Genomic DNA, 15,444 nt, shown 5'->3' on the forward strand with positions numbered 1-15,444 from the left:
TAGCAGCTTTGGAAATATTGGTTTGCAATCGGTTGCAGGATAGCGCAGGATAGGTGGCTTGACTCCTTTTATTATCTTACGGCTTGATTCGTGTAAATATTGCGGGTCTGATTAAACCAAATTGTAAATCAACGGAAGGGAATGTTCAAATGGATAGAAGAGTCTTCTTAAAGTCAAATGCATTTTTATGGATGACAACCTTGCTGCCTTTAGATACATGGGGCCAACAGGGTAGGATAGAGTCGCCCTATTTCAAATTGAAACCGATTGGTCGTTCATTGCAATTACAGGATTATTTTATTTGGTGTTCATCGCCGATTTGGGGAGAGGATGGGAAGGTCCATCTTTTTTATTCCCGATGGCGAAAGGAGAAGGGAATGGGAGGCTGGATCAAAGGTTCTGAAATAGCCCATGCTATTGCCGATTCACCATATGGAGTTTTTAGACACCAGAATGTCGTATTACAGCCGCGCGAGGGATTTTGGGACAGTACAACTTGCCATAATCCCTTGATAAAAAAAATAGATGATACTTATTATCTCTTTTATATGGGAAATTCCAATGGAAAGACAGATACGAAGAGGATAGGTGTGGCAACAGCGAAAAGCTTGGATGGGCCTTGGAAACGGAGTGATCATCCGACCTTATTGCCCGGAGCAGAAGGAACGTGGGATGACCACTGTACCACAAATCCAGCATTCTTAAAGGGCGATGATGGTAAATTTTGGCTGTATTATAAATCTTGGAATACAGCTGAATACTTACGTGATAAAGGCCCTGTCAGGGGAAATCGAAAATATGGGTTGGCCAAAGCAGATCATCCTTTAGGACCATACCTAAAGGTGTCTGAATCTCCAGTGATTGATTTTTCAGATCGACCCAAAAATGCCCAGCTTGAAGACGCATTCGTCTGGAAACAAGACGGACAATATTGTTTAATCGCAAGGGATATGGGGTTTTATAATCATGAATATGGCCTAATCTTAACATCATCAGATGGGTTGCAATGGTCCGAACCGAAAGTAGCGTATTTGAATTTAACTAAATATGTCCAAGAACCGCCACCACCGCCGAATTTGAAACGGTTTGGCCGGCTGGAACGGCCTATGATCCTAATGGATAAAGTAACCGATGAACCTCGTTTTCTATTTGGAGCTACCCAAGGTGGCGTAGCCGGGACCTCGACAACTTTTGTTTTTGAGATCGTGTGAGGAATATGCCATAGTCATGTTTAGTTTGAGAATGTAACTGCAAAGTTGTGCTCCTGTATGCTGAAGACCGATGCAGGTGCACGAAACCTGCAAGTATAACAATGATAACCAGAAACAATTATATACCCATGAAAAAGATTTTTAGTATGCTCCTCGCTATTTTTGCATGCGTAGCAAGTCAAGCACAACAGACAACCTGGACCAGTGCACAGCAACCCTTAAAGGAAATTGAACAGCTCAAAAAGGTCATTGTCGCGCCTACATTCAAAAAGAAAGATTATTCCATCGCTGATTTCGGTGCAATTGGAGATGGCAGGACAAAAAATACCGGAGCCTTTAAAAAAGCAATAGAGGCCTGCAATAAGCAGGGCGGAGGACGTGTGATTGTTCCTAAAGGAATATACTTGACTGGTGCCATTTATTTGAAAAGTAATGTCAACCTTCATATCAGCGAGGGTGCAACGGTGCTCTTTAGTAGAGATAGTGCAGATTATCCGATGGTCTTCACCCGTTGGGAAGGAATGGAGTGTATCAATTTTTCGCCCTTTATCTATGCGTATAAAGAAGAAAATATTGCGATTACGGGAAAAGGATTACTGGATGGAAATGCTGACAATGATCATTGGTGGTATTGGTGCGGTGCCCGTAAATATGGCTGGCACGAAGGCCGTCCTGGCGAACAAAAGCCTGCTCGGGCAATTTTGCATCAGCAGATGGCCCAAGAGATGGATCCGAATAAAAGGGTATTTGGCGATGGACATTTTCTCCGTCCCAATTTTGTACAGCCTTATCTCTGCAAAAATGTCTGGATTGCTGATGTGAAGCTAATTAATTCGCCCATGTGGAATCTTAATCCTGTCTTATGCGAAAATGTGTTGATCGAGGGCGTGAAAGTGGTGAGCCATGGACCTAATAATGATGGCTGTGACCCTGAGGCAAGTAAAAATGTATGGATCAGAAACTGTTATTTCGATACCGGCGATGACTGCATTGCTATTAAATCTGGACGAGATGAAGATGGCCGCAATATTGGTCGACCCGCTGAGAATCATATCATCGAAAATTGTGAAATGAAGGATGGACATGGCGGCGTCGTCATCGGTAGCGAAATTGCAGGCGGAGCCAAAAATATCTACGCACTTAACAATGTGATGGATAGTCCCAATCTGGATCGGGCGCTACGCATAAAAACCAGTTCCAGCCGAGGTGGTATTATTGAAAACGTGTTTTTTTATAACACGGAAGTGGGACAGTATAAAGAAGCGGCGGTACGCTTCAATATGTTTTATGAAAAACCTGGAAAGCACTTCCCAACAATCCGTAACATTTGGGTCGAAAACCTTCAGGTCAAAGGTGGTGGTAAGTATGCTGTGCTCTCCACAGCGTACGAATCGTCACCTGTAACTGATTTTACAATGGTTAATTGTAAGATTGATGGTGTAAAAGAAGCATTTAAAGTGGATTACCTCAAGAATGTCTCTTTAAAGAATGTTATTGTCAACGGAAAGGAGCTAAAGTCTTTTGATTGATATGAAATAATCGGTGTTTAGCATGAAGAATTGCGGCGGATTACGAGGGAGCATGAGCGTCATTAAAACTGCAGAGGACCGCAATAAACGCTTTAAAGGGACAATAAACTCATGAATAACAAACTGAGCATAGCGAGCTCATGAAATAATTATTGATATGACACGAAGGAGCTTGATTCTTTTCTGTTTTTTAGCCGGTATTGTATTACAGGAGGCAGCTGCCCAATCTAAACATTGGCAACATAATGACCGTGTATTGCATTATACGGAAGATCAAGGAGATTTCCTGCTGGTCAATGGACGATATCGATTTAATCGCGCGCTTTATGGTAATAACTTGGCATCCCGTGTTGAAGCTGGCGATTTACCTGAATTTGCACTCTATATGCCAGGGATGGCAGGAAATCTGCAATTTGTCCTCGGGAATAAACAAACACGCAAAAAATTAATCAATGCCGATCATATTGAGACAAGATATCGGCCGGGAGCCATGCATTATCGTATCAAAGATGCTCTATTGGGAAAGGGCTATATCGATATCGTTGTCATGGCGCAGGCCGATGCCGAAGGAATGATCGTAAAAATACAGGGCATAGACATTAGACCCGAAGTACAGCTCTATGCTGTTTATGGTGGTGCCAGCGGAAAAACCTTTAGCAGAAATGGAGACATAGGAGCAGACCCAGAATCTGGATTTTACCTTCTTCCTGCCTATTGTGAAAATAATCGCTATACACTGGAGAAAAATCGTTTTGAACTAAGTTATCAAAATAAGAAAAATGAATCCCAGTTTATTCAGGGTAGCTTTTCTGGACGCTTAACACTGCGTATGTCAGATGCTACGGTTTTGGATGATTTGTCGAATCTGACCAAGGCAAAAAACACGGGCAATCCAATCCTTGTGGGGGAATATAAGTTGACTAAAAAGCCATATTATATTCAAATTTCTAAGGGCAAGCGTTCTGCTGCAAAATTTTCTGAAAGGTCATTGGCAAAGGTCTATGAACAAGCCGAACAGAACAGGGTTTCCTTAGCCAGTCGGGTTAAAATAAACACACCGAATCGTTATATCAATAATTTGGGTGCGGCATTGTCGGTAGCTGCCGATGGTATTTGGGAATCGCCTACTTTTTTGCATGGTGCAGTGGCATGGCGTATGCGTTTGAATGCATGGCGGGGTGCTTATGCAGCTGATGCCTTGGGATGGCACGACAGAGCGAAGGAACACTTTTCGAGTTATGCCAACTCGCAGGTAGTCGAACCAAGCTCTGGCCCGGTTGTGATGGATACCGCGCTGCACCTAGCAAGACATCTGGAGAAAATGGGTACTGCGATGTTTTCCAGTGGTTATATTTCTCGAAATCCCAATAATAACATGGTACCCCATCACTACGATATGAATTTGGTCTTTATCGATCAACTGTTGTCACATTTTAATTATACGGGGGATGTTGCTTATATCAAAGAGATGTGGCCCACACTGACCCGGCATCTCCAGTGGGAAAAACGCAATTTTGATCGAAACAATGACGGTTTGTATGACGCCTATTGTGCGATCTGGGCCAGCGATGGATTGCAATATTCTGGCGGGGCCGTTACGCATACTAGCGCTTATATGTACCGGGCCAATCAAATGATGGTCAAACTAGCACAGCTAATAGGGGCAGATGCTGCACCCTATCAACAAGAAGCCGATAAGATTAAAAAGGCGCTAAAAGACCGACTTTGGTTGAAAGAAAAGGGATATTTTGCGGAGTTTCAGGATGGGCTTGGCCATCAGCTTGTACACGAAAACCCAGGATTATGGACCATTTACCATGCCGCGGACGCCGCTATGCTGGATGATTTTGAAAGCTACCAAAACCTTCAATATGTAACTAATTATTTGCCAAAGATTCCTATTCGTGTCAAAGGACAGGAACAACAGGACCTGTATACATTGCCCACGACGACATGGCAGCCCTATACTTGGTCAATCAATAATGTTGCTTTGGCTGAGAATCTGCAAACGGCACTAGCCTACTGGCAAGCTGGTCGGGCGGAGGATGCCTACCAACTCTGGAAAAGCAACCTCATGGAAAGCATGTACCATGGGATCAGTCCAGCCAACTTTCAGCAGCTCTCGCATTATGATGCATTTCGGGGTGAATTGTACCGTGATTTTGCTGATCCTATTGGTGTTGCATCCCGCGCATTAGTTGAAGGATTATTTGGCGTGCATCCACGTCTATTGGATAAACAGTTGTTTATAAAACCAGGTTTTCCCGAGACATGGAATTTTGCACAGATCGAACTGCCTGAATGGAGTTATACCTATAAAAAAGAAAAGGCAGCTCTTACATTTCAGATTAAGACGCATTACGCGATGCCTGTAAAACTTGCCTTGGAGGTCCCCATAGATTTTATACAGGTACGTGCTGTTAAAGTCAATGGAAAGGAAGTCAAATGGTCGCTAAAATCTTCCGCTATTAATAAGCCCTATGTTGTCATTGAATCTGAAGCTGATCGGAATTTCGACGTCGCAATACTAGGTGAAGGTAAACTCGAAAAGATGGATACCAGAAATGCGGAGCACGCGTTCACCGAACCATGGTCATTCCCCTTAACGAAGCATACAAAGTTATTGGATTGTTATGACCCACAGGGGATGATCCAAAAGCGAGCAGATGACAAGTTCTCTTTTGTTCAGCAAGAGCGGATGGGAACGTTTTTTGTGAAGCTTCAGCAGGGAACTATGCAGTGGTGGCAAGCGGTTGATATGCGTTTATTACCGCCGTTAAAAGCAACGATTGTAAAAAAACAGGCTAATTATGAGCTAGTCGTGGAAAACTGTTCAGGCCAGCCACAACACCTAAAGATTGAGCATAGCAATTTTCAGACGACCTTAAACTTAAAATCCAAAGAGATAAAAGAACTTGCGCTTCCCATCACTATCTTTTCGAAAGGAACAAATAGCCTTTATCTGAATGGGGAAAATTATCATCAAAAGGTCGATTATGTGGATTGGACCATGCATGATAAACCAAGTTTTTTGGAACAAAACTTATCAAGCTATTACAATGCACGTTTAACGGATATCTTTCAACAGCAATATCTTTCGCCAAGGCCCGAAGGGCCAACGTTGCAGCTCCCTTGGCAGGGAATAGGAAATTGGTGCTATCCATTGACGACGGCGAATATCGATGATAGCGGAATCATGAAAAAAGACAAGCAGGATAGTTTAAAATACTTGGGTATCCCATTCAAGATAAACAATGATACCAAAAATGTGGTCTTTGTCAGTCAGTGGAACAATTATCCGACAACTGTCAAAATACCTTTAACAGGTCAGGCCAGCAAAATGTATCTCTTGGTCTCCGGTTCTACAAATCCCATGCAATCCCAATTTGTAAACGCGAAGATTAAGGTCAATTATACGGATGGAACCTCCGATAGGCTTGATCTGGTCAACCCTATCAATTGGTGGCCGATAGAACAAGACTATCTGGATGATAACTATGCCTTTGAAATCCCGGATGAACGAATCCCTTATCGAATCAGCTTGAAATCAGGATCGCTTTATAAAGGGGGAAGCTGGCACCACTATACCGATATCAAAGGGTATAGCAACCGTGCCATTGAGGGGGGAGCTGCTACCTTATTAGATCTACCCCTAAATGTAAAAAAGACACTGCAATCGATAGAGCTGATAGCCGTGGCAAATGATGCGGTCATTGGCCTGATAAGTCTCACTTTGATGCGGTAGTTGAATTGTCATATTGAGGATAAAATATAGTTAAAAAATCGAATGGATGAAACCATCATGATTTATTCAAACCGAGTGTAGCAAACGAAGTGAGCTCACGAATACTTTAAAATACTAATTTAATGAGTAAACAAGTTCATTTATACGGATGAGACCAACACTTATAAATAATTTATACGGATGAAAAAGAAATTTTGCTTTATTTTCATAGCCCTTGCAAGTATAGTATATCCTGTATTGAGCAAAGCACAACAAGGAACAAAAATTGATCGTGAAAGCGTCGTAAAAAGACATAATGTATCTAACCAAACCATGGATACATTAGCCTCGCTTACTGTAGGTAATGGTACCTTCGCCTACACCGTTGATGCTACAGGTATGCAGACATTTCCTGTATACTATAAAAATGGGGTATCACTAGGAACACAATCTGAATGGGGGTGGGACTCATTTCCCAACACAGAAAATTATAAATTCGAAGAAACATTGAAGTCCTATGACTTTAACAATGAAGGACGAGATGCGAAGTATAGTATTCAGTTGAAAGAGCCCGAGCGTAACGTCTTGGCAGTAAATTATTTTAGAGAGAACAAGCACCGATTGCAGCTAGGAAATGTGGGTTTGGAGCTTTATCTGAAAAATGGGCAACGGGCGACTGTAAATAATATTCAGCAAATCAAGCAGCAGTTAGATCTTTGGACGGGTATTATTACGAGTGAGTTTCGTATTGAAGGTGAGCCAGTTGTTGTGAAAACAGCGTCGCACCAAGGAAGTGATCGGATAGCAGTCCATGTCGTTTCTCCATTGATCGCAGCGCAAAGACTTAAGGTATTTGTACACTATCCTTATCCAAGTGGGAAATTTTTGGATGAAGGTACCAATTATGGTCAGGTAGACAGCCATAGCACGTCGATTGTATCTGAATCGACCAGATCTGCGGTTATCAATCATCAGCTGCAGGGTACAGATTATTTTACGAAACTGGATTATTCCCAAGGAACGATAAAAAATACAGATCCACACTATTTCGTGTATCAACCAGCAGCGGGACTCCAGGAATTTGATTTTTCATTTGCATTCGCTGCCACAGATAAATTTGATCATGATGGCCATAGCTATTCTGATGCAGCACGTGAAAGTACAGCATCTTGGAAGAATTTTTGGGAAAGTGGGGCCGCGGTTGATTTTGCAGGTAGCACAGACCCGAGGGCGAATGAGTTGGAAAGGAGGGTGGTACTTTCTCAATACCTGACCAAAGTACAATGTGGTGGAAGTAATCCGCCCCAAGAGACAGGACTTACTTTTAACAGCTGGTATGGGAAGCCGCATACAGAAATGCATTGGTGGCATGCCGTTCATTTCGCACTCTGGGGGCGCACCGAGATTATGGAAAAAACACTGGACTATTATTTTCGGACTTTTGAAAAAGCCAGGGAACTTGCTAAAAGACAAGGCTATCAAGGAGTGCGGTGGATTAAGATGTCTGACAACGAAGGCAATGAAAGCCCGTCATCTGTAGCAGCATTTTTAGTATGGCAGCAACCACACATTATCTATATGACGGAATTGGCATACAGGGATAAAAAGAGCTTGGCTGTCTTAAAGAAATACAAGGATTTGGTATTTGCAACAGCTGATTTTATGGCTGACTTTGCACATTACGATAAGGTCACTGGCCGGTATAATGTAGGTAAAGGTGTCATCCCGGCTCAAGAAGTTTTTAAGGCCTCGGAGACGATGAATCCGACTTATGAGGTCGCTTACTGGGATTGGGCACTTCGTGTAGCCCAAGAATGGAAGGGACGTCTGGGCGAACCCCGGGTGGCAAAATGGGATCAGGTTATTGAAAAACTGGCTCCCTTACCAAGTAAGGACAACCTCTACTTAGCCACCGAAACCGCCCCCGATTCGTATACCTACGAGCGTTGGATGACTGATCATCCTGCGGTATTGGGGGCATTGGGAATGGTGCCCGAATCGCCGAAATTAAACAAGGAACTGATGAAAAATACATTGGATGTCGTTCTGAAGAAATGGCATTGGGAAAAAACATGGGGATGGGATTTTCCTATGACGGCTATGAATGCTGCTCGTCTGAATCTTCCCAATAAGGCGCTGGATGCATTATTTATGAATATCCAAACCAATACTTACCTCAAAAATGGTCATAATTATCAGGATGGACGCCTGCGGATCTATTTGCCGGGCAATGGCGGGGTATTGACGACCGTGGCGATGATGCTGGAAGGTTGGGATGCTTCCACAGGTGATTTACCAGGCTTTCCGAACGACGGCTCCTGGGTTATAAAAAAAGAAGGATTTAAAAAGATGCCTTAATATATGATGAAAAAAATATTATTACTATTGCTTTTGGGCTGTGGAACAGGAGTGACGATAGCCCAGGATTTACCAGCTAAGTCTACGATCGTCCGTGAGTTGCGTTCTGCTAATGACTATTTTATGCATAAATGGCCTGATCCGGTCAAAACCATTATTACAAATAAAGAAAGACCGGCCAATATCTGGACCCGAGGTGTGTATTATGAAGGACTGATGGCATTTTATAAAATCGATAATCAAAAACGCTATTATGATTATGCAGTAGAATGGGCCGAAAAGCATCATTGGAAACCTGTCCGCGGTGAAGTGTATACGCGACATGCAGATAATCAAAACTGTGGGATGACTTATATTGATCTATATCGTATTGATCCAAAGCCAGAACGCCTGGCAGCGATTAAAACAAATATAGATGCTGTCATTAACAGTGGGCGATATGATGACTGGACCTGGATAGATGCGATCCAAATGGCGATGCCGATCTTTGTCAAACTGGGCGCAACATTAAACGACACCAAGTATTTTGACTATATGTATAAGATGTACAGTCATATTAAATATCAGGAAGGAGGACATGGTCTCTTTAATCCAAAAGATAACCTGTGGTGGCGCGATAAGGATTTTATACCGCCCTATTCAGAACCTAATGGTGAAGACTGTTACTGGGCACGCGGAAATGGCTGGGTCCTCGCAGCCTTGGCTTTGGTGCTTCAGGAACTACCCAAGACAGATGCACATTACATGGAATACCTGGATGATTTCCAAAAATTAGCGAAGGCATTGCTCCCGTTGCAAAGAACGGATGGTTTTTGGAATGTGAGCTTGCATGATCCGAATTATTTTGGCGGAAAAGAAACTTCAGGTACGGCATTATTTGTGTATGGAATGACCTGGGGGATAAATAACGGGCATCTATCAAAAGCGGACTTTTTGCCAGCAGTAGAAAAAGGTTGGAATGCAATCTCGAAGGAATCCTTACAACCAAATGGATTTTTAGGCTATGTTCAATCGACAGGAAAAGAACCTAAAGATGGCCAACCTGTTACGGTCGATAAAATTCCTGATTTTGAAGATTATGGGCTTGGTTGCTTCCTTTTGGCGGGAACTGAAATATATAAACTTGCGAAAAAATAAAGTCATGCCTTCTTGGTGGATCTATCGAAGATAGACTTTTACTGACTACTCTTGTGCTAAGGCGCAATCAAATTTGATTGTGCCTTTTTTGTTGCTATCACTTTGTGTGCAACCGGTTGTTACCATCGACTGTCCTGAACTGTCCTGCAAACGTTGCCGGCATCGTTTGCGTAATTTTAATCGTACAATTTTATGGTATCAAGCTTGTTTTCATTTAATATTGTTTAAACGAATTACAAGAATAACCAATTGAAATTTGCTGTAAATTTTATTAAAGAATTACCAAGCGGTATTAAAACGAAGCGATAACAGCTAATAGTGCTGTGAAGTAATTCACGAATAAAATAATAACCAATTTAATATAGTAACTTAATTATGAGAAAAATCAAAACCTTGTTGTTTCTGATTTCTGTGGCACAAGTCGCCTTGGCTCAGGAAAAGAAAATTGTGGGAACAGTCTATGGTCCTGATGCAAAACCGATGTCGGGGGTAACGGTCAGCATAAAAGGCAAAAGCAAGCAGGCAAGTACCAACAAAGATGGACAATACACTATTGCCGTTGGCTCTCTCCAGGATACCCTAGTTTTTTCTTCTGTAGGATTTATTCGAGCAGAAAAGCCAGCTGCCATCGGAAATAATATTATTGTAACTCTACAGGAAGATGCGCGTGGACTTGATGAGGTTGTTGTTATTGGCTATGGTACTGTCTCGCGTAAGGATCTTGCGGGTGCAGTGAGTTCGATCAAAGGAAAGGAATTGGAGAAAGCGCCTGTGGTCAATGTTGCCGAAGCATTGACCGGTCGGCTGCCGGGGGTACAGGTCACCACGGTGGATGGTGCTCCGGGGGCGGAGATCGTTATTCGGGTGCGTGGGGGTGGTTCAATTACGCAGGATAATGCACCCCTTTACATTGTCGATGGGTTTATTGTCAATAACCTCAATGATATCTCTGCTTCAGATATCGAATCCATTGATGTACTAAAAGATGCCTCATCAACAGCAATTTATGGTTCTAAAGGAGCAAATGGTGTCGTTATTGTCACCACCAAGACTCCTAAGGCTGGCAAGACTAGCATCAATTATAATAACTTTTTTCAAAGTAAGTATATGCCTAAGGAATTGGGTGTACTCTCGCCCTATGAATTTGCCCTCCTGCATTATGAATATGGAATGATTCGCGGAACAACGTCTAGCGAGTATACCAACTTTAAAAAATTCTTTGGCGAATACGATGACTTAGAACTATATAAATATCAAGCGGGAACCAATTGGCAAGATCAGCTTTTTGGGGGAGCCGTACGTTCAAGTCAGCACAATCTCTCCATATCCGGTGGTACCGAGAAAACCAAATGGGGCTTTAACAATACCTATAATAAGGACGAAGGATTGATGCTGAATTCCGGACAGAAACGCTATTACTTCAACTTCAAATTGAATCATGAGCTTTATAAAAACCTCAAATTGGATCTCTCCGCCCGGTATACCAATAATGTGATCGATGGCGCCGGAACATCGGGATCGTCAAGCGTCCGTATTTCAGATGGTATCCAGACCAGACCAATTAATGGTTTGGTGGATCACATGGTTATCGATCCGACCAGCATCGTCGACGGTGAAGACGATTACGATAATTTTCTTCGTAGCCTGATCAATCCTGTTGAACTCGCTAAACAAGATTACCGACAACGGAAAACCCGTGATTTTAGTTTCGGGGCGGCCATTACCTATAACCCGTTGAAAAATCTGACCCTGCGTTCCGAGTCTGCAATCACCCTGCGCGGAGGTGACAGTAAACGCTACTGGGGCCCACTGACAGGAGAATCCCGGAATGTGGGTTTGAATTTGCCTTTAGGTCAAATTGATTTATCCAATGCAAGCATCTATCGTTTTGTTAATACCGCTAACTATACAGCCATCAAGAATAAAAAACATAATTTAAATCTCCTGCTGGGACATGAATTGAGTTTTACAACGGGTAATACCAGCTTGAACCGGGCCAAATATTTCGACGAAAATGTAACGCCAGAGGTTTTATTTTCGAATATGGCCTTGGGGACACCCGAACGCATGGAAACTTATGAGGTCCGTGGCGAAGATTTTGTATCCTTTTTTGGCCGTGCAAATTATTCCTATTTAGATCGTTATATTCTCTATGCCACATTACGTGCCGACGGTAGTAGTAAATTCGCGCCGACCAAACGATGGGGCTACTTCCCTTCAGCGTCTTTCGCATGGAAGGTAAAAGAAGAAGATTTCTTGAAGGATGTGAATTTTATCAATGACCTAAAGCTACGCTTGAGCTATGGCCAGGCAGGAAATAACCGGATCGCCAACGATTCATGGAGAATGCTGTATGGACCTAGCCAAAATCGCCCGTATGGCGCCGGGGATATTAATCAGACATATTATAATATCTTAAACTCGTCTTTGCCTAATCCCAATTTAAAATGGGAAACAACAGTCTCGCGTAATTTAGGGTTAGATTTCAGTCTTTTTAACAATAAACTTTCGGCCATCATTGATATCTACAAAAACACAACAAAAGATTTGATTATCGACAATGAAATTCCAGCTTTTAATGGTTTTACAAAGCAATTGATCAATCTTGGAGAAACGAGCAACAAGGGTATTGAAATAGGGTTGACAGCACCACTGATCGAAAAGCAGGATTATGGCTTGTCGCTATCCTTCAATATCGGGCGCAATATTCCGAAAATTGAAAAACTGGATGGTAACAACAAGCGGATTCTCCAATCCAACTGGGCGGGGACGGACCTCAAATCGCAAGATGATTACCTTTTTAATGTGGGTGAAACCATCGGGCAGATTTATGGGTATGTTGCCGATGGTTTCTATACATCGAATGATTTTGAATCTTACAATGGTGGTAGCTCCTATACCCTTAAGGATGGAATTGCTTCGTCGCAGGGTATACTTGGCGGGACGTTGGGCATCAGACCTGGTACAATGAAGCTAAAAGATCTCAATGGAGATGGTCTCATTACAGCTGAAGGGGATAGGCAGGTGATTGGAAATGCTCTACCTAAACATTCTGGGGGAATAGGACTCAATGGAAGGTATAAGAATTTTGATTTAAGCACTTTCTTCAATTGGGTATATGGCAATGATATTTATAACACGGGGCGCATACAATATAATATGCTCTACCGGACGACATTCGGTAATATATCGGATCGGATGAATTCCCATGACCGCTTTAAGTACATTAACGACGCGGGGGAATTGGTAACAGGCTTGGATGAGCTTGCAGCACTGAATAAAGATGCCAAAGTATGGTCGCCTTTTTCGATGGGAACAGCTTCACCGGTGCTGACTTCCGATGCGATTGAAGATGGTTCATTCTTTCGCCTCTCTTATATTACGCTTGGATATACCTTGCCGAAACAATTGACTTCACGCGTAGGAATAGCCTCTTTGCGTCTTTTTGCAACAGTTTATAATGCCTTCGTCTGGACTAAATATTCAGGATACGACCCTGAAGTATCCACGACCAGAAGCAGTGCATATGCAGCGCTAACACCAGGTGTGGATTATTCTGCCTATCCCAAGAGTAGAACGTTTACGTTCGGTTTAAATGTCAATTTTAAATAAGAAGATCATGAGAAAATATTTTAGAAAATCAAGATATATTGCTTTGGTTATTTCACTGGGACTGATCTCCTGTGAGAAGTTTTTAGATACGGATTCACCATCAAATTTTACACAAGAGACAATCTATGCAAATGTGAGTGATGCAACCAAAGGAGTGAGCAGCATCTACGCTTTATTTAATCAAGATGCCTTTACTTCCAGGCTTTCCAACGCGTTTATTCCAAATACGGACATTGAAGTTGGTGGGGTGGGAGCTGCGCCTGAAAACTCGAGAAGGGATATCTGGTCGATGGAAGCCACGGATGGTAACGGCGATATCCGGACGGTTTGGAACAACGCCTATAATGCGATTAATCGCGCTAATCTGGCTGTCGAAGGAATTGAACAGTCTCCTCTTGCCAATCATGCCGACATGAAGCAGCTGCTAGGTGAAGCTAAGACACTCCGGGCGCTATGGTATTATTGGTTGGTAAATTATTGGGGGGATATTCCATTCAAATTAAAACCTACACAAGGGGGAGATAATTTATACCTGTCGCGAACTGGGCGGGATACGATATTAAGTACCCTGATACAAGATCTCATCAGTATTGAGCCGAGTATGAAACCGGCTTCACAGTTGACCTATGGTGTAGAGACCGTGAACCGTGAATTTACGCAAGGACTCATCGCCCGCCTTGCACTATGTCGGGGTGGGTACTGGCTATATCCTGATATGACCATGAAACGTAAGGAGGATTATTTGACGTATTATCAAATTGCAAAGGACTACAGTAAAAAAGTGATTGATGAATCAGGTCATACGCTGGATCCAAAGTTCGCGGATGTTTTTGATAATCAGAGTAAATGGGTTGTTGAGAATAAAACCGATATCTTATATGAGGTTGCTTTTGCACCCGGATTTGGCGATGTTGGATGGAATATTGGTGTAGCTGTAGACGCGGGAGATCATCCTTATGGATCTGGTTCAAGTTATATGCCCTATAACCCTGCATATGTCTATAGTTTTGATACCTTGGATACCCGATTAGCTAAGACAGCAGCTTTCGTCAAATATAATTCGAAATTAGAACAGGCCACGATCAGTGCTACGGGGATCGGTATAGGCAAATGGAATAGAATGCTTATGCCGACACCATCAGGTTCAAACTCGGCTAAAGGAACAGGTATAAACTGGCCAATCATGCGTTTATCCGATGTTATCCTGATGTATGCAGAAAGTGAGAATGAGCTGAATGGTCCTACGCCCCAGGCCCAAGAGGCATTGAAAAAAGTACGGCAACGTGCCTTTTCAGCAGCAACATGGGCGAATAAGGTTGACCAATACCTGGCTCAGGTTTCGGGGAGTAAAGCGACCTTTTTCAATGCGATAGTTGATGAACGCGCTTGGGAGCTGGGTGGTGAATGCATTCGTCATTATGATTTAATCCGATGGAATCTATTTGGTAAAAAAATTGCCGAAAATCGCAAAAAACTAATTGAGATAGGAGAAAATACGTTTAATGGGGCGGGCCCATATGCGAGCTTACCGGGTAATCTTTATTATCGTTTGAAAGCAGACAAAACAATTGAATGGTATGGTGGGATATTCAAGCAGGTACTTGTGCCACCTAAATTAAAAGATAGTCCTTCTAAGGGAGATAATCCAGACGGATATACGAGTCTGACTTGGCTTAAGGCGCTGTATAACGATAAAGAAAAGCGTGCCGCGGATTACATCTTGCGTTCATGGCGGGGATATAAGGACGATACAGGAATGGCCCCTGCGCCCTATATATTACCCTTGCATAGTTCTACTGTGACCAGCAGTTTGGGGACATTAAAAAATGAAGGCTATAATTTTTAATCAGGTTATTTTCCATTGGATTGATGG

The 15,444-nt window shown here is 42.7% G+C and carries 7 protein-coding genes; all 7 read left to right on the forward strand.

Going from position 1 to position 15,444, the window contains the following annotated elements; translation table 11 throughout:
* Window positions 1–149: 149 nt before the first annotated feature.
* The 7 genes from HPC41_RS22360 (at window position 150) to HPC41_RS22390 (ending at window position 15,417) form a co-directional block, all read left to right on the forward strand.
* On the forward strand, window positions 150–1,211 hold the full coding sequence (locus HPC41_RS22360; protein ID WP_172396293.1) for a glycoside hydrolase family protein: 1,062 nt from the start codon (window positions 150–152) through the stop codon (window positions 1,209–1,211).
* Window positions 1,212–1,339: 128 nt separating this feature from the next.
* Window positions 1,340–2,740, forward strand: a complete 1,401-nt coding sequence (locus HPC41_RS22365) for a glycoside hydrolase family 28 protein (RefSeq protein ID WP_172396294.1) — start codon at window positions 1,340–1,342, stop codon at window positions 2,738–2,740.
* Between the two features lie 157 nt (window positions 2,741–2,897).
* Window positions 2,898–6,485: a DUF4450 domain-containing protein gene (locus HPC41_RS22370; protein WP_172396295.1), complete on the forward strand. Its 3,588-nt coding sequence runs from the start codon at window positions 2,898–2,900 to the stop codon at window positions 6,483–6,485.
* 180 nt (window positions 6,486–6,665) lie between these two features.
* Window positions 6,666–8,822, forward strand: a complete 2,157-nt coding sequence (locus HPC41_RS22375; RefSeq protein WP_172396296.1) for a hypothetical protein — start codon at window positions 6,666–6,668, stop codon at window positions 8,820–8,822.
* 3 nt (window positions 8,823–8,825) lie between these two features.
* Window positions 8,826–9,959, forward strand: a complete 1,134-nt coding sequence (locus tag HPC41_RS22380; RefSeq protein ID WP_172396297.1) for a glycoside hydrolase family 88/105 protein — start codon at window positions 8,826–8,828, stop codon at window positions 9,957–9,959.
* A gap of 375 nt (window positions 9,960–10,334) precedes the next feature.
* On the forward strand, window positions 10,335–13,571 hold the full coding sequence (locus HPC41_RS22385) for a SusC/RagA family TonB-linked outer membrane protein (RefSeq protein ID WP_172396298.1): 3,237 nt from the start codon (window positions 10,335–10,337) through the stop codon (window positions 13,569–13,571).
* Window positions 13,572–13,578: 7 nt separating this feature from the next.
* Window positions 13,579–15,417 carry a RagB/SusD family nutrient uptake outer membrane protein gene (locus HPC41_RS22390; protein ID WP_172396299.1) on the forward strand — a complete coding sequence of 613 codons (1,839 nt, stop codon included), beginning with the start codon at window positions 13,579–13,581 and terminating at the stop codon, window positions 15,415–15,417.
* Window positions 15,418–15,444: the final 27 nt, after the last annotated feature.

The sequence above is a fragment of the Sphingobacterium prati genome (assembly GCF_013167215.1).
GTDB lineage: Bacteria > Bacteroidota > Bacteroidia > Sphingobacteriales > Sphingobacteriaceae > Sphingobacterium > Sphingobacterium prati.

Coding starts and splice junctions, on each gene's coding strand:
- HPC41_RS22360 (WP_172396293.1), top strand. CDS start 150: ATGGATAGAAGAGTCTTCTTAAAGTCAAATGCATTTTTATGGATGACA.
- HPC41_RS22375 (WP_172396296.1), top strand. CDS start 6,666: ATGAAAAAGAAATTTTGCTTTATTTTCATAGCCCTTGCAAGTATAGTA.
- HPC41_RS22380 (WP_172396297.1), top strand. CDS start 8,826: ATGATGAAAAAAATATTATTACTATTGCTTTTGGGCTGTGGAACAGGA.
- HPC41_RS22365 (WP_172396294.1), top strand. CDS start 1,340: ATGAAAAAGATTTTTAGTATGCTCCTCGCTATTTTTGCATGCGTAGCA.
- HPC41_RS22370 (WP_172396295.1), top strand. CDS start 2,898: ATGACACGAAGGAGCTTGATTCTTTTCTGTTTTTTAGCCGGTATTGTA.
- HPC41_RS22390 (WP_172396299.1), top strand. CDS start 13,579: ATGAGAAAATATTTTAGAAAATCAAGATATATTGCTTTGGTTATTTCA.
- HPC41_RS22385 (WP_172396298.1), top strand. CDS start 10,335: ATGAGAAAAATCAAAACCTTGTTGTTTCTGATTTCTGTGGCACAAGTC.